Below are 16,304 nucleotides of genomic sequence, written 5' to 3'. Positions count from 1 at the left end.
CGTGACTGGCGGGTATGACTAGAGTGGCAGCAACAACGATTCTTGTGTTGGAGGAGTGACATGAGTTCGGTAGTGACCGAAGCAGATAAGGCATACGAGGCAGAGGAAAGCAAGAACGCGCCCGGCCCGGACCAGCCGATGGCGGACCGGGTGAACAACCGTTCGCTGCGCCCGAACAGCGAGACGTTCCGCCAGTTCATGACCACCGGTTGGGATAACGCTGAACCGGTGGTCGAGCCGTTGGAATCCAGCAAGTACATCGGCAAGCGTCTCGAGGCGCTGGGCAAGCGGTTCCCGGGTGAACGTATTGTCATTCCCGCCGGCCAGCCGAAAGTGCGCAACAATGATTGCGATTACGCGTTCCGCCCGGATACCGCGTTCGCGTACTATACCGGTCTGGGCTGTGATTACGAGGCGGGCGCCGTGCTCGTGCTCAACCCGCTCGATCCGGACAGCGAGGAGGCGAAGGCCGGCAAGACGCATACGCCTGAGCTATTCGTGGCTCCGCGCGCCGATAACAGCACGGCTGATTACTACCGTGACACCCATTACGGCGAGTATTGGGTCGGCCCGCGCGCCGGTCTGCGCGAGCTCAAGGCGATGACGGGTATCGAGACCCATGACATCGCCACGCTCGAGGACGCGATCAGCAAGGATGTCGGTGCCGAGGCGGGCGCCGTGCAGCTGCGCGTGGTGCGCACCACCGACCCGTCGATCACGCAGATGGTCGAACGGGTTCGCGAAGCGAACGGTTTCGGCGACCCGGATGCCAACACGAAGGCAGATGAAGCGTTGGCGGAGTTCGGTTCCGAGCAGCGCATGGTCAAGGACCAGTATGAGATTGGCGAAATCCGCAAGGCGGTCGAGGCCACGAAGCACGGTTTTGACCGTATGCTCACCCATTTGCCGCGCGTGATCGGCTGCCCGCGTTCCGAACGTATGCTGGAGGGCGCGTTCAATTCTGTGGCCCGTGAGGAAGGCAATGCTGTCGGCTACGACACGATTATCGCCTCGGGCAAGCATGCGCCGATCTTGCACTGGATGCGCAACACCGGCGTGGTCGGCGACGGTGAGCTGCTGCTTGTGGATGCGGGCGTCGAGGTCGATAGCCTGTACACGGCCGACATCACCCGTACCTTCCCGGTCAACGGCAAGTTCACACCGTTGCAGCGCAAGCTGTACCAGGCGGTGTTGGACTCCCAGCAGGCCGGTTTCGAAGCCGCGCAGCCGGGCGCCACGTATTCGGATATTCATCATGCGTGCATGCGCGTGATCGCGGAGCGTCTGCACGAGTGGGGCATTCTGAAGGTCCCCGTCGAGGAGTCCCTGTCCCCGCAGGGTCAGCAGCATCGTCGTTGGCTTGCTTGCGGTGTCGCGCACCATCTGGGCCTTGACGTGCATGATTGCGCACAGGCCCGCTACGAGTCGTATCAGGGCGCGAAGATTACGCCGGGCATGATTTTCACGATTGAGCCCGGTCTGTATTTCGCTGCGAACGATTTGCTGCTGCCGCCTGAATTGCGTGGTATCGGCATCCGTATTGAGGATGATGTGCTCATGACCGAGCATGGTCCGGAATGGATTTCCGCCGGCATCCCCAAGCAGATTGACGAGGTCGAGGCGTGGCTTGCTGAGCGTGCGGCCGCACGTGAGGACTGAACTCTGCTGAATCACTAGGGTAAAGGTTCACCCCTGTCGTCAACCCGTTGCGCGGGCCATCACTCGATCGCACTGGTGGCCCGTGCAACGGATGTGTATCGTACGCCTGACAAGAAGTGTGGAGCATCAATGCCGACACCTGATTTCATTATCGAATTGCGCAAATCCATCGGGCACAGTCTTCTATGGCTGGCCGGCGTCACCGCGTATGTGCGCGACGCGTCGGGCCGCGTACTGCTTGGCAGACGTTCGGATACCGGGCAGTGGGCGCTGGTGTATGGGATTGTCGAGCCGGGGGAGGAGCCCGCGGATACCGCGGTGCGCGAAATCAAGGAGGAAACCGGCGTGGACGCGATGGTCACTGATCTGGTGTCGGTCACCAGCAGCGATCGCGTAATCACCTACGCCAATGGCGATCAGGCTCAGTATATGGATCACTCCTTCCTGTGTTCCTTGCGCCCGGGCGGCAACGCGCAACCGTTTGTGGGTGATGAGGAGAGTCTCCAGGTCGGCTGGTTCGATCCGGATGATCTGCCCAGCCCGCTTGCTGAAAGCACTGTTGAGCGTATGGCCGTCTTCCGTGACTATCTCAAGCGTCGCGAGCAGGGCGATCGGGCTGCGGTATTTCGCGGCGGGCGCTGAACACGGGTGTTGCCCGGTATTCGCATAGAATAAAAGCAGCACGTTTGCATCGGTGTGTTGCCGGTTCGAACGCATCCACGTTCCGTCAGCTGGCGGGCGTACGACCATCAAGGCATAGGAAAGAGACCAGCGGGTATGTCGTTTGAACATCCGAATCGCAATGGCGAGAACATCCGTGACGTTGAGCGTGAAATCATGAAGCGCCCACCGGAGCATAATAAAACGAACCTTGATCTTGACCGTATGAAGATGATGGTTGACCTGCTGGGTAATCCGCAGGACAGTTTCCGCGTCATTCATGTTACCGGTACGAACGGCAAGGGGTCCACTGCCCGCATGGCGGAGGCGATTTGCCGCGCCTATGGTATGCGCACCGGCTTGTACACGTCCCCGCATTTGGAAAAGATCAACGAGCGGATCGCCATTGACGGCCAGCAGCTGTCCGACGATGATTTCATTGACTCGTGGGATCAGATCAAGGATCTGGTCGCGCTGGTGGACCGTAAGATGGAGCAGGAGAACAAGCCGCCGATGAGCTTCTTCGAAGTGCTCACCTCGATGGCGATTTGGAAATTCGCGGATGCTCCGGTCGATGTCGCGATTTTCGAGGTCGGCATGGGTGGCGCCTGGGATGCGACGAACGTCATGGACGCGGACGCCGCGATCATCGGCCCGGTGGATATGGACCACATGCAGTGGCTGGGCGATACGGTCGAGCAGATCGCCACGGAGAAGGCGGGGATCATCAAGCCCGGTTGTGCGGCGATTATCGGGCGCCAGCCGCATGCCGAGCAAGTCATGCCGATTCTCGAGGCCGCGGCGAAGCGCAATAACGCCACGCTTATCCGTGACGGCGAGGAGATGGAAGTCGTTTCGCGTGTTCCCGCAGTCGGCGGGCAGATGGCGACACTGCGCACGCCGGAAGGCGAATACCGCGACGTGCCGATCGCGAAATTCGGCGAACATCAGGCGCATAACGCGCTGGCTGCACTGGCAGCCGCGGAAACCGTGATTCCGGTCAACGGCCAGCTTGACCAGGATTTGGTTGATGAAGCGCTCGGCGGCGTGAAGGTGCCGGGACGTATCGAACAGGTCCGCACGTCGCCGACAATCATCGTCGATGGCGGGCATAACGTGAACGCAGCACAATCGTTGCGTGCCGCGATTGAGGAGAATTACAGCTTCCAGCAACTGGTCGGCGTGGTCGCCATGATGGGTGACAAGCAGGTCGAGGAGTATCTTGGCGTGCTTGAGCCGATCCTGAGTGAGATTATCGTCACCGAGAATTCGTGGCGCGACCGTGTGATGCCCGCCGAAGACCTCGAGAAGATCGCGGTGCGCGTGTTCGGCCCGGACCGTGTGACCGTCATCAAGGATCTTCCGGACGCTATCCAAGCTGCCGTCGACAAGGTCGACGCCGAAGATGACCTGGGTGTCGGTTACGGGCACGGCGTGCTGATTTGCGGCAGTTTCGTCACCGCGGGCGACGCGAGAACGTTGCTGACCGAACATATGGCCGCCGATCTGGCCAAGCCGAAAGCCGAACGCGTCAACCCGCCTGTCGTCTCGCCTGATACCGCCGGCGACACTGCCGATACTACTGGCACTGCCGACGAGAGCGGCGACACCGACGGCAAACCGGAAACCGACGATGTGATCAACGAAATCCTCAACGCCGGTGAGGAAGGACTGAAGTTCACCATCGATGCACGCACGTCGGGCAATACGGACGAGTCCGCCGGCAACGCTTCCGGAACCAGTAACGCCTGACCGCGCAGAACCCCGCCACGCCCATGTATCTCAAGGAACTCACCCTTCGCGGATTCAGATCCTCCGCGAACCCGACGACGCTGCGCTTCGAGCCGGGCGTCACAGCCGTCGTCGGCCCGAATGGGTCAGGCAAATCCAACATAGTTGACGCCCTGACTTGGGTGATGGGCGAACAGAGCGCGAAAAACCTTCGCGGCACGTCGATGGAGGACGTGATTTTCGCAGCACCTTCACCAAGCATCCGGCAGGACGTGCGCAGGTCTCCTTGACCGTCGTCTCCCTTGATCCCGCGCTCGACATCGACTACACGGAAGTGACCATCAGCCGTACTCTGTACCGTAACGGCGGCTCGGAATACGCTATCAACGGGTCGGCGTGCCGGCTGCTGGACATCCAGGAACTCCTGTCGGATTCTGGCCTCGGCCAGCAGATGCATGTGATCGTCGGGCAGGGCAGGCTTGATGCCATTCTGCGTGCTGACCCGAGCGGACACCGCGCGTTCATCGAGGGGCCACCGGCACTCTCAAGCACCGCAAACGCAAGGAATGGGCGTTGCGCAAGCTGGCGAACACCGAGGACAATCTCGCGCGTCTCGACGATCTGTTGCGCGAAATCCACCGCCAACTGGGCCCTCTGGGACGTCAGGCGCGTGTTTCCCGGCGTGCCGATACCATCCAGATGACCATCAGGGACGCCCAAGCCCGGCTGTTCACCGATGACGCGTGCCAGTTGCAAGACAAGCGCGACAACCTGCGCAGCGATCCGGCCGATACCCGCCGCCGGCTCGCGGCACTGCAACAGGACCTGGCGAAAGCCAAAGTGCGCATCGAACAGGTGGAAGCCATCACCTCGGGATCCAACTCGCAACTTGCCTAGGCGAACCAGATTTGGCACGACCTGTCGCGTCTTGAGGAACGATTCGGCTCTCTTGCTTCCGTTGCCGCTGAACGCGCCGTCTCAATCCGCTCGCAGATCGTTACCGATACCGGCGAGAATCCTGGCATGCTCACCAAACGCGCCGACGAGCTTGAGCAGCAGGCCTCCAAGCAGCGGGGCATGGTCGATGACGCATGGCTCGCCTACGACCAAGCGACCGAGGCGCGTGCCGACCATGAACGGCGGTTCGCCTCAATCCGCCAGACACTGACCGAATTACGCAAGACCGCGCAGCAGCGTGACGCGCATATCGCCAACTTGAGAGAACTGGTCGTACGCGAGGAATCATCGGCCCATGCGACGGACACTGGAATCGCCGGCCTGTCCATGTAACTGTCCGATATGCGGACGCGGGCTGAATGGCGCGGACGCGCGTCGCTGAACTAGAACAGGAACGCCAAGACGCCGACGATGACGGGGGAGCGGCCCTCGATGCCGCCAGAGCGGCACTCCAGCACAGTCAGGAGTCCCTCGACGAGGCCCTCGACCGGCACGCGACATCAACGGCAGGAACATCTCACTGCAAGCCAAGACGGATGTGCTCGCCGACACGCTGGATAACTGCAACGCTTCCGGGGCGCTTGAAGCCGATGCGGACATCGTCGTCATAGGACGGCTCACGGACTTCATCCGCATCGAGGACGGGTGGGAAGAAGCCGTCGCACACGCCCTCGGCGGACTATGCGAGCGCCATCGTCGTTCCCGGCACACAGCAGATGCTCGCAGCACTCGAACGCGCGCAGGACCATGCGCTCGGCAAGGCGGTGCTTCTGCACCCGCTGGATCGGCGGAACGACGCCGGTGATGCCAGCGCGGACGCTGCTGATACCGCCGATACTGCCGCATGCACACAACCCTGCCGCCGCCCGGCGAGTCGTCGCCGCAGTACGCGCGCTGCTTGCCGACACCGTGGTGAAGGAGACCCGCAGCGAAGCACTCGACGCCGTCAATTGCGGTACATGGACGCGCTGGATGACTTGCGCGAGCACGCCCAGCTGATCATCATCACACACCAGCAGCGCACGATGGCGATCGCCGACGCACTGTACGGCATCACTATGCGCGCCGACGGTGTGAGCGCCGCCATCAGCCAGCGGCTGGAACGTCGCGGCTGACGGCTGATGACGGCGTCATCACGACGCTCAGAATCCGGTTGACGTGGGCTTGGGATAATACCGGTTGAATTTACGATACTCGTTAAGTTCGGATTCCAGTACATACAACCGACGTTTAAGGCTGGCGTCCTTGGGATTGCGTTGCGGATTGACCCTGCCGGCGCGTTGCAGGCGACGCACCTGCACCATGAGCTGCGGATTGACGATATATCGGCGCAACAGACGGTCAGGGATAATGGAGTACAGGACTTCCTTATCGGCTGTCTGCTCAGGAAGATTCTCGCCACCGATGATGTCGCGAATCATGATTTCCATCGGGTTGATCCCCGCAGCTTTCACATAGAAATTGTTCCGACCGATACGTGGATTGATTTCCAAGAAGTAGAATTTACCGCTGACTGAATCACGTTTCACATCGAAATTAGCGAATCCGTGATAAGGCATGGATTCGAGGAAACGCTGGGCATGATCGAGAATCTGAGGTATCGGTTCGGTGATCATTGCGCACGGATTGCCGAGTGTCGCGGGGTGATGCTCCTCAAGCAGCACATGTGCAGAGCAACGCATGGTCACCTTCCCATGGGAATCCACATATGCGGTCACCGAATACATGCCGGTGTCGTCGCCGCGGACAAGCTCCTGCGCGACGAACGTACCGCGGAAACCAGCGTCGGCAAGCGTATGCCACAAAACGTCAAGCTCTTCACGGCTGTCGATGCGGTATACCTTCTTACGGCCTTCAAACAGCAGGTTCTCATACTGTGAGCTGTCTGCCGGCTTGGCCACGACCGGGAACGGCAAATCATCTGGCACGGGTTGAGGTGTCCAATTCGAATCGTCTGCCTGAGAAAAATCCTCGTAAAACGAACGGGGAACTGGCATGCCTTGAGCGGTGGCGAGTCGTTCGAAACCCTGCTTGTCCATCACTTGCTCAATGACCTCGAGCGGCGGAATCGGCAGCTGGTAATACGCTTCGAGCTGTTCACGATGCTTGGCCATCACGCGGATACGCCAATCGGTGTTCGCCATGAGCACCACTGGCATATGCGGATTCTGCCTGCGCAACTGTGCACCCAAATCAAGCAGATCGTCAACAAGGGCTTGTTCATCCGAAGCGTTCGCACAATATCGGCGGGTCAAAATCGCCGAATCGCGAATGGCGTTCGGATTGTACGCCGTGACCATGATGGGCTTGACCCCGTACGCGTCATTGAATTCACGGGCGATGGCGTAAGCACCCAAATCCCCGCCGATAATGACAGGCTGGAAAGACAGCATGGTTGTCCTCTCTGTTGACGTACGTGACACGCATATTATACGCGTCACATGATATCCGCCGAGTGCGGGGCAGTTTCTCATACGGCTATCCCACGCGATACTGTGATGATATTGTTTCCGGCTCGCAAACGAATCGAGGATGAGATGGGCATTGGCAACGATCACGACCAGACGAATGTGCGTGCACTTCGCGAAGCACTTGCACGGCGTTCGCACACTGATGCCGCTGACTGGTTCCCGGTGTTCAAGGCCCGCTACGGGTTGAGCGAAGTGATGCGTCTGCTCGCCGACAGGGCAACCACCACCGGTGACGATACAGTGATCACCCAGCTGTTCACATGCTGTACGGCGGTGGTGCCGATCGTCGATGCCGGCATGCATGTCAGATATGCTGATATCAACGCCGATACCCTATCCATAGACGTACATGCTTTGCATGATCGTTTGAAGGACGGTCATGTTGCAGCCGTCATGTTGCAGCATACGTTCGGCATGATTTCACCGGACGCCGATCTTCAGATTGCCAACCATACCAAGCAAGCCGGCGCACTGCTCATTGAAGACAGCGCCCACTGCGTCACGCGCATGGCACGCAGTGACAACGGTCTTCCGCTCGCTGACATCTCCCTCCACTCCTTCGGCGTGGAGAAGATGCTTCCCACACGCTTTGGCGGGGCAGTCTGGATCAATCCGAAGCTCGCCGAACACGACGATGAATTCAATCGCACTCTGCGGAGCGCATTGTCGGCATTGCCGGCCCTGCCGAGCGCGCTCGACCGGGTGACCCGCATGTACATCAATCAGAATCGCGTCTTTTCACGATTAGGATCATTGGGGAACGCGCTACGCTCCTCATGCACCCGGCACGGATGGTATGAGCCGCCGATCGCAGACAGCGAACGAGCCGGATCGCTTGACTATCCGTCGTATGCACCTGCCGCATGGATGAATGAACGTGCCACACGCGCCATTGAACGACTCGATGCCAACGAATCAGGGCGTCAGAACATCATTGACCTATACAAGGAGCAGCTGTCGAATCTCGATGGCATTGATATCCCGCACGCAGCGCTTGCTGGAGCGACGCAACCATTGCTGCGTTTCCCGCTGCTCGCCCGTGACACTGCACAATCGGAGCGTCTCATCGCCGTTGTCCGTTCTGCCGGCGGATACGCGGAACGTTGGTATCGTCCGGAACTGTTCCCCGGTGTAACTGATGAGAAAGCCTATGGCTTGTCTGATTTAGACCGATCCCAAGTTCCCATCCACGAAGATGTCGTTCGCCGCTGCCTATGTCTGCCCACTGAGCTTGGTATCGAAACGGCACAGCATGTATGTAACGCAATTATTCAAACCGTGTCGCATACGGCAGGCGCTGTCAACGCATAACCTGTGATTCATCGGGTGAGAGCCTATTCCATACTTTCAGACTCTCACCCTCGCATTTCGTAAGGCTCTCACTCGAAAAGGCACTAGCCTCGAATCCGCTTGACCATGCGCAATGCGCCGTAGAACGCCTTGCGCACAGGCACATCCCGTCCGGGCGCTACGGGCGTGACCTCTTCAGTGAACTTGGTCTTGAATTCGTTCAGTCCCTTCAACGTGGGGGAGAAGTCGCTGCCGATACCCATCAAGTCATAAGCGGCAATGCCTTGCGAACCCAAGATGCAGCATTCGCTGTACAGCAGCTTATCGGTGACATGCAACCGCATGACATCTGAACGCATCGCCGCATAATACCGTACGGCACGATCACCATTGACGGTGACGATGGACCATGCCACGACTCGACCATCGATACGGGCGGCGAACACGCGGCAATGATCTGCACCGAGGGCGGCAAGCATATCTGAATAGTCGGTAATTGGGGCGGGATTGAACCCATCGCGCTTGCCGGTTTCGACCATGATGTCGTAATATTCCTCGAACGATTCGAGCGCCTGACTGGTTTCATCCTCACATTCAGCCGGGCATTCACGCAGTGCCTTGCGGACATCCCTACGTCCGCGGCGCTTCATCCGCTTAAGGATTTCTTCATCCCCACCGGCAAGATCGATGACGACGGTCTGGTCATACGGTACGGTGGACAGCACAGGACGTGTACCTGCGGTATACCACAAATCCATGCGCAGGAACACGACCTTGCGATCATGCGCATGCACGTAGTCGGCAATCGCCTTGACGGCGGCGCGCTCGTCGTCCTCGGACGGTTTGGCCGCCCAGACCGGGCCGTGCATGGAGCGCAGGTAGTGGTATCCGTGAGTGAGATAGTCGATGAAACTCAGTACGGCGACGACCGTGTCATCCTTGCGGATAGCCAAGCAGCCCCATGGGGTGCGTCCATCAATATCTTTCTGGTAGTCCGCCCAGACCTTGGTCTGTTCGATTGGCAAGGTCACGCCGAGCTTCTGCGCAGCGTGCTCCATGGCAGTGTGATCCATAGCTTCAATGGTGAACATATTCTCCTCAGTTCGTATCAGCGCCGCAGCATACGGCATCCACTCATTCCAGTTGAGACGTAATCATCCCAGCATGCGGGCGAGTATCGCGTTATCGCCCTCATACGGGGTATGCCGGTTCAGTCGCTTGATCCAGCGTTCATTGCCCTTGCCGATGGCGAGGATGACGTCGAGACGCTCCGGATGGCTTTTCGCGGCTGTCGCAGCATCTTCGATGGCCTGCGCGCGGTCAAGGATGATGTCGGACTCGACCTGCGGATTGGTAACGTAGCCCGCCATCTGCTTGCAGATATCCTCCGTGGGTTCCGTATTGGTGTCATCCTCGGTGAAGATGAACCTGCTGATGCGGTGCTGGGCGGCTTCGACGATTTCCTTACGTCGATCGTATGCCTTGTTGCCCGCGGAACCGGTGATCAGGGTGATATTCGGGTGGCGCTCGCCGAAACGCTCATTGACGTAATCAAGCAACGCCGTCACGGAAATCCCGTTATGCGCGTAGTCGACGATGGCGATGGTATTCGTTGACGGGTTTTCGAAACGTTCCATGCGCCCGGCGATTGTCACGCGCTCCATCGCGTGCAGTGCTTGCGGTGATGCGTTAAGCCCCAAAGCGTGGATGATTGCGACAGCCGCGGCGGCGTTCGCATAGTTGAAATCACCGTCGAGCGCCAGTGAGAACGTACCCAAGTCGGCACCATCCGTCTCAATCCGGTAGCGCGTATGTCCGGCATCGACGGGACTTGCCGTCACATCCGCCGGTGTGGCGTGTGCAGCCGTGTCATGCAGCGCGAAGGTGATCACCTTCCGGTTATCGCGTTCTGCCTGCTGTCTGATCAGGTCGGCGTGGTCCGCGTCCACGCCGAGCACGAGGGTTCGGCAGTTGTCGACGATCTGCCGCTTGCACCACAGGTAATCTTCGAATGTCGGGTGCTCGATGGGGCTGATATGGTCGGGGGAGATGTTCAGGAACGCTCCCACATCGAAGGTCAGGCCGTATACGCGATTCACTTTATAAGCCTGCGAAGAAACCTCCATGACCAGGTAGCGCATGCCATGTTCCACGGCTTCGCTCATCATGCGGAACGCATCGAGCGATTCCGGCGTAGTCAAATCGGATTCGACATACGTGTGACCGTCCACGCAGTTGTCGACGGATGAGAACAGCGCTGCCTTGCCACCGCTGATGGCGTTGAGCACGGCGTGAGTGAAGTACGCGGTCGTGGTTTTTCCTTTGGTGCCGGTGATGCCGATGACGGTCAGCTGCTCCTGCGGACGGCCGTAGAATGCCGCGGACAGCAGGCTCATGGCCTTGCGTACATCGGAAACGATGAGTCCGGGGGCGGCGGTGCGGTCGTGGAATTCGGTTTCGGACACGTAAGCCGCCAGTCCGCGCGCATCAATCCCGTCAAGGAATTCCGGGCGGAATGCGCCTTTGCAGAACAGCAGCGTGCCCTGGTCGACCTTGCGCGTGTCATAGGTGACCGCAGAGAATGCAGTGTTCGCCCCCTTGAATTCGCCGGCGTTCAACGTCCAGCGGTCACCGCGGATGATCTCGTGCAGCAGATGATGCTCCTGCAGCAGGTGTGCGGCCGAAGCCAGAGTCAAAGCCATGAGCGAACCTTTCTTGTCGTTCCCCGTCTGCCCGCCCTCATTGTAGACGCTGGGCTGTGTCGGTTCCGTGCAGGCGTGTGCCGGATGTTCTGCCATGCCGCCGGCACACGCCTGCATACGGGCGTGGATTTACAGCCATCGGTCGTGCAACGGCGCGCGGCCGCGGCTTTCCAGCCACTGGTTGAACGATGTCTGCCACGTGTCATGCGCCTGACGCTGCCACTCCATGAGCTCGCCCATGGTCAGATGCCCCACTTGAGGGTACAGGGTGCTCATCGGCTTGATCAGATCTACCGCCGCGACGGTATCGGCTGTAGCGTTGTGGAAATCGCCGGTGGGAACAACGCCGTAATATTCTGTGGTCAAGGTCAGTGTGCGCTTGCCATGACGTTTGGATACCGCGCGATCGATGACGAGCGGGTCGACGACTAGCAAACCGGATGATGATGCCGCCTCCATCCGTTCACTGACTTGGGGAAGCTGCCAACGCTCCAAATCGCCGGCGAGCATATGAACATCGAAGGGAGCGTTATACGCCAGCAGCGGGATATGCTTGTCCTGGGCCGCGGCAATTGCCCGTGCAATCTGGTCGATGGCGTCCGTCGGCTCCATACCGTGTTCGGCAAGGTACTCATCAGTGAAGCCGTTGACCGCGCTCGCCCTCGGATTCATCCGCCTGTGCGGGTTGATTACCCACTCGGCTTCCGCATCGCCGTCATGGCCGCGTTGCGGGTCGCGCAACACCAGCGTTGCGGACACGATGGCGTCCCGCCCAGCCGCAACCCCAGTGGTTTCGGTGTCGAAACCGAGCAGCCACGATGAACCGAGCTGCGTGTCCTCGGATTGATGCGGCGCTTGTTCCAATGCCGCGATCAGTGCGTCAAAAGTCATGGTCATAAGGAGTATTGTGCGCTGTGAAACCGACAATGCCTCCCGCCGGACGTCGCGGCTCGCCGTCATCGCCGGATACGAAACGCCGTGTATGACACGTCATAGAATAGTGGGGTGAGCAACGAGCTGAACGAAACAACGGAAGAGAAGCGCAAGCGCTTCGAAAAGCTCGCCATGCCCGCGGTGAACGTGCTCTACCGTCAGGCAATGAAACTGACCAATAATCCCGATGACGCGCAGGATCTGGTCCAAGACACCTTTGAACGGGGGTTCAAAGCGTTTGACAGTTTCAAACCCGGCAGCAATTTCGAAGCGTGGATGACCACCATCGAACGTAACTCGTATTTCAACCAGTATGCGAAAGCGAAACGTCGTCCACAGCGTGCGAACGACGCCACCGGGGAATATGACGACTGGGATATTTACTCCGCCTCCGAACATGCTTCGCAAGGGTTGGAGTCAGCCGAACAGCAGTATCTTGACGCGTACGCTCCCGAAGAAATCATGGCGGCGCTGGACAAGCTCAGTCCTGAACGTCGGCAAGTGTTCATTGACGCTGCGATTGACGGCAAATCCTACCAGCAGGTGGCTGACGAGCAGGGTGTGAAAATCGGTACGGTGATGAGCCGGCTCAACCGTGCGCGCACCCAACTCAAACAGGAATTGGCCTCGTATGCGAAAGAGCGTGGGTATGTCAGCGGGGATAAACGGGCCGACACGCGAGGCGCCTCGTCTTCGCCGGTTGCGAATTCTTCTCATTGAGGGCATCGCAATCCGTGAGAACGGGTCATAATGAGAAACGTCATCTGTGAGAAGAAGCGGCCGTCGGTGTTGCGCGGAAGGAGTCGGCATGGACACGTACGAGCATCATAGCCATATCTCCATCACCCGGCATACGCGTGAAGGCGTAACCCGCACCGACGTGCATATCACGAGTATGGAGGCGCCTGACGGGCAGCATCACCATTCCATGCCGCATGATGACCATGAATGTTTTAACCCGGATTCCTGCTGCGACGCCCAGGAGCGTGCACTGATCGCCATGATGCGTGCATACCTGCGTCCACAGACGGCCCCCGAATGCCTGTTTGAGCGGTTGCATCGCACGCTCGACGCTTGCTGCCGTGAAGAGGAATGCGAGCACGGGGAGACGCATACTGATATTCCGGCTGGTGACAGTGCTCAGCGTCCGGATGCCGCGCACCAGACGGGCGGCGCCGTAGTGGTGCGTCGTGTCCGCGTGCCAGGTACGGAAGTCGTGACGGTTGCGGACCTGTCATTTCCCAGCGGTTGGACGTTCCCCGCATATCCTGACGTGCGCTGACCGGCGTACCGGAAAACAGCCGGTCAGGCAGCCGGCATCGATGTACCGGTGTCCGCCGGTACGTGTTCCCGAGCGGATACCCGCCGGCGGTGAGAGGGCTGGCGGTGTTGTTGTTCCTGTATCGGTTTGAAGGTAAAGAAAACCCCGCGTGCGATGATTGTCATCGTCCGCGGGGTTTCGTACAGCTGTCGCTGCAACGCGATGTTGCGAATGCCGTCACCGTGAAACCGGCGTGTCGCGACATTCGTCAGCGCAACTCAGGCATTTGGCCTTTTGCCGTGATTAGCGGCTTTTTTGCGACGTGCCTTGCGCTTGCGTCCACGCATACCCATAATGGACTCCTTTGCTAAAGATTGGTAAGCCTACGGGATTATCGCACATCGGCGAGACGTTTACAAATCGATAGTCCCCGGTCAGCGTTGCTCCGCCGAGATACGGATGCTCGTCACGCTCGTCTCACCCGGCTTGATGACGATGAGATCCTTCCCGCTGCGGAACGCATTCGCGTACGCGGTCTGCGGTTCCACGGCGACGCCTTGCGGGCGGATCGCTTCGGGGAAACCGGTTCCCGTGCACACCTGGAACGAGGTGATGGTCGGTCCGCCGGTGACGGTGATCACCATGCCATCCGGACGAGTGAAGACCGCGGATGCGTTGCCGTCGGCATCATGTCGCAGTCCCGTCCACGCGTCGTCGAAGGGCCGTTCCTCCAGCGTCGGATTGTCGCGCAAATCGTAGATGGTGCCGTCCACAGGTTCCGTTCCGCGCGGCAGCAGCCTATCGTCGGCGATGACGTGGGTGTCCGCCGGCACGCGCAAACGGCATGCGGCATTGTCGTGCTCAATCGCGTCGCCGGTGCTGTGCTGCCCGTTGGCGAGCCACGGATGCATGGCTGCCGCCCAGGGAGCGTCGGTTGAACCATTGTTCAGCGCGCTGAGCGTCAAAGCCATGCCATGCTCGTCCAGCCGGTAATCCGCTGTGACGATCACGTCGAACGGATACCCCTCCAATGCGGGGGCGCGCCATTGCAAACTGACGCTGTTGTCCGTGCACGCGAGCCGCGTCCAATACGCGCGGTAGCCGTATCCGTGAATCGCGTTATGCCGCTCATGCTCATCGATCGGCAGCACATACTTGGCGCCTTCGAATTCGTATTCGCCGTCTTCGATGCGGTTGGGGAAGGGGATGAGCAGCTGTCCGCGGCAACAATTGGGAATATCGTCTTCCTCGAACGGCACGATGATGTTCTTGCCGTCGAGGGTGAGGTTGCGCAACGCTGCGCCTTGCTCGGTTACGGTGGCGGCGTACCTGCCGAATACGAGATGATATTGCTGTCCTGTCCTTGGTGGGAACATGCCCTGACTCCTGTCCGCTGAAAGTGGGCGCTGATGCGGCTTCGCGCCCGCACCAGCGCGGTTTGTTGATTCCATGCTATCGCGATGGGCGCATAGTGCTGTATGCCACACGTCGCACGGCACGCAATATGGTCACGGGCGGCGTGTTGTGCACGAACTGCGTGGGGCTCGCCGAAACCGCTTGCGGCATGGCAGCCGGCATTACGATGAATGGTGCCCGGAGAAGGCGTACAACACATTGACAGACAGGAGCGGTATGGACGGCGACGGCAAGCACATTATTCTGGCTGATCCGAGGGGATTCTGCGCTGGGGTCGACCGTGCGATCGCCACCGTGCAGACCATCCTGAAATCCGCAAGACCTCAGAACGGCTTGCCGCCGGTGTATGTGCGCCGTCAGATTGTGCACAACCGGCATGTGGTCGATGATCTTGCCGCCCAGGGCGCGGTGTTCGTCGAGGAGCTTTCCGAAATTCCGGACGATGCGGTCGCTGCCGGCGTCCCGGTGGTGTTTTCAGCGCATGGCGTATCGCCGCAGGTGCAGGCGGAAGCCAAACGGCGCGGCATGTTCATCGTCGATGCGACCTGCCCGCTGGTGAGCAAAGTCCATCGTGAAGTGTCGCGTTTTGTCCGCGAGGGGTACGAAATCATCTATATCGGTCATCGTGGGCATGATGAGGCGGTCGGCGTGGTGGGGGAGTCGCCGGAGCATGTTCATCTGATTGAACATGAACGTGATGTCGCGGATCTTGATTTCCAGCCTGGGCAGAAGTTGGTGCTGCTCACACAGACCACGTTGAGTGTCGATGAGACCGCGGGCGTGGTGGCGGCGCTCAAGCAGCGGTTCGACTGGATTGAGGAGCCGCCGAGCTCCGATATCTGCTATGCGACGCAGAACCGGCAGACCGCAGTCAAGACGGTTGCACAGCGGGCGCAATGTGTGGTGATTGTCGGATCGGCGAATTCATCGAATTCGGTGCGGCTTATGGAAGTTGCCCAGGAAGCGTTGGGGGAGTGCGGCCGCGCCCACCGGGTGGATGATGCTGCGGAGTTGGATCCGGCATGGTTCGATGGCGTGCAGACCGTCGGCATTTCCTCCGGCGCTTCAGTGCCAGACACGCTGGTCGATGGTGTTGTGGAAGCATTGCGTCCGCTCGGGTTCACCGATGTCTCGTACGTCGAAACCATCAAGGAAAACATGCATTTCGTGCTTCCCGCGACGCTACGCAAACGTGGAGAAGCGGGAAAAGCCGCTGACTGAGAC

11 protein-coding genes and 3 pseudogenes are annotated in these 16,304 nt (G+C 59.6%); 8 read left to right on the top strand and 6 right to left on the bottom strand.

Features of this window, described 5'->3' with window-relative positions:
• Positions 1–60 precede the first annotated feature (60 nt).
• The 4 genes and pseudogenes from BBOU_RS02900 to BBOU_RS09025 all read left to right on the top strand — a co-directional run.
• The gene (locus tag BBOU_RS02900) at positions 61–1,659 is read left to right on the top strand and encodes an aminopeptidase P family protein (protein ID WP_026502690.1); all 1,599 of its coding nucleotides are present in this window, start codon (positions 61–63) and stop codon (positions 1,657–1,659) included.
• Positions 1,660–1,788: 129 nt separating this feature from the next.
• On the top strand, positions 1,789–2,301 hold the full coding sequence (locus tag BBOU_RS02895) for an NUDIX hydrolase (RefSeq protein WP_026502689.1): 513 nt from the start codon (positions 1,789–1,791) through the stop codon (positions 2,299–2,301).
• 135 nt (positions 2,302–2,436) lie between these two features.
• Positions 2,437–4,071, top strand: coding sequence for a bifunctional folylpolyglutamate synthase/dihydrofolate synthase (locus BBOU_RS02890; RefSeq protein WP_026502688.1), 1,635 nt, complete (start codon positions 2,437–2,439; stop codon positions 4,069–4,071).
• Between the two features lie 23 nt (positions 4,072–4,094).
• A pseudogene (locus BBOU_RS09025) lies at positions 4,095–5,861 on the top strand (chromosome segregation SMC family protein); the annotation flags it as partial.
• A gap of 288 nt (positions 5,862–6,149) precedes the next feature.
• Here BBOU_RS09025 and BBOU_RS02880 read toward each other — a convergent pair.
• On the bottom strand, positions 6,150–7,400 hold the full coding sequence (locus tag BBOU_RS02880; RefSeq protein WP_026502683.1) for a carboxylate--amine ligase: 1,251 nt from the start codon (positions 7,398–7,400) through the stop codon (positions 6,150–6,152).
• Positions 7,401–7,505: 105 nt separating this feature from the next.
• On the opposite strand from BBOU_RS02880, the gene BBOU_RS02875 reads away from it, so the two are divergent.
• Positions 7,506–8,789 carry a DegT/DnrJ/EryC1/StrS family aminotransferase gene (locus tag BBOU_RS02875; protein WP_238551972.1) on the top strand — a complete coding sequence of 428 codons (1,284 nt, stop codon included), beginning with the start codon at positions 7,506–7,508 and terminating at the stop codon, positions 8,787–8,789.
• Positions 8,790–8,872: 83 nt separating this feature from the next.
• On the opposite strand, the gene BBOU_RS02870 is transcribed toward BBOU_RS02875, so the two are convergent.
• The 3 genes from BBOU_RS02870 to BBOU_RS02860 form a co-directional block, all read right to left on the bottom strand.
• On the bottom strand, positions 8,873–9,859 hold the full coding sequence (locus BBOU_RS02870; RefSeq protein ID WP_026502682.1) for a lipid II:glycine glycyltransferase FemX: 987 nt from the start codon (positions 9,857–9,859) through the stop codon (positions 8,873–8,875).
• A 63-nt stretch (positions 9,860–9,922) separates the two neighbouring features.
• Positions 9,923–11,470, bottom strand: coding sequence for a UDP-N-acetylmuramoyl-L-alanyl-D-glutamate--2,6-diaminopimelate ligase (locus BBOU_RS02865; protein WP_026502681.1), 1,548 nt, complete (start codon positions 11,468–11,470; stop codon positions 9,923–9,925).
• Between the two features lie 129 nt (positions 11,471–11,599).
• Positions 11,600–12,367 (bottom strand): exonuclease domain-containing protein, encoded by a 768-nt coding sequence (locus tag BBOU_RS02860; RefSeq protein WP_026502680.1) that lies wholly within the window; start codon positions 12,365–12,367, stop codon positions 11,600–11,602.
• Positions 12,368–12,535: 168 nt separating this feature from the next.
• On the opposite strand from BBOU_RS02860, the pseudogene BBOU_RS02855 reads away from it, so the two are divergent.
• A pseudogene (locus tag BBOU_RS02855) lies at positions 12,536–13,064 on the top strand (sigma-70 family RNA polymerase sigma factor); the annotation flags it as partial.
• Positions 13,065–13,298: 234 nt separating this feature from the next.
• A pseudogene (locus tag BBOU_RS02850) lies at positions 13,299–13,496 on the top strand (hypothetical protein); the annotation flags it as partial.
• 446 nt (positions 13,497–13,942) lie between these two features.
• Here BBOU_RS02850 and BBOU_RS09655 read toward each other — a convergent pair.
• Entirely contained in the window at positions 13,943–14,017 is a 75-nt protein-coding gene (locus BBOU_RS09655) for a 50S ribosomal protein bL37 (protein WP_369803150.1), read from the bottom strand.
• Between the two features lie 81 nt (positions 14,018–14,098).
• Positions 14,099–15,040, bottom strand: a complete 942-nt coding sequence (locus BBOU_RS02845) for an aldose 1-epimerase family protein (RefSeq protein WP_026502679.1) — start codon at positions 15,038–15,040, stop codon at positions 14,099–14,101.
• Between the two features lie 256 nt (positions 15,041–15,296).
• Between BBOU_RS02845 and BBOU_RS02840 the strand changes: the two genes are divergently transcribed.
• On the top strand, positions 15,297–16,301 hold the full coding sequence (locus BBOU_RS02840; RefSeq protein ID WP_033489898.1) for a 4-hydroxy-3-methylbut-2-enyl diphosphate reductase: 1,005 nt from the start codon (positions 15,297–15,299) through the stop codon (positions 16,299–16,301).
• Positions 16,302–16,304 lie beyond the last annotated feature (3 nt).

The organism is Bifidobacterium boum (genome assembly GCF_000741535.1).
GTDB classification, from domain to species: domain Bacteria; phylum Actinomycetota; class Actinomycetes; order Actinomycetales; family Bifidobacteriaceae; genus Bifidobacterium; species Bifidobacterium boum.
Note: the sequence above shows the minus strand (reverse complement) of the source record. Positions and strands in the feature narration are given on the sequence as shown.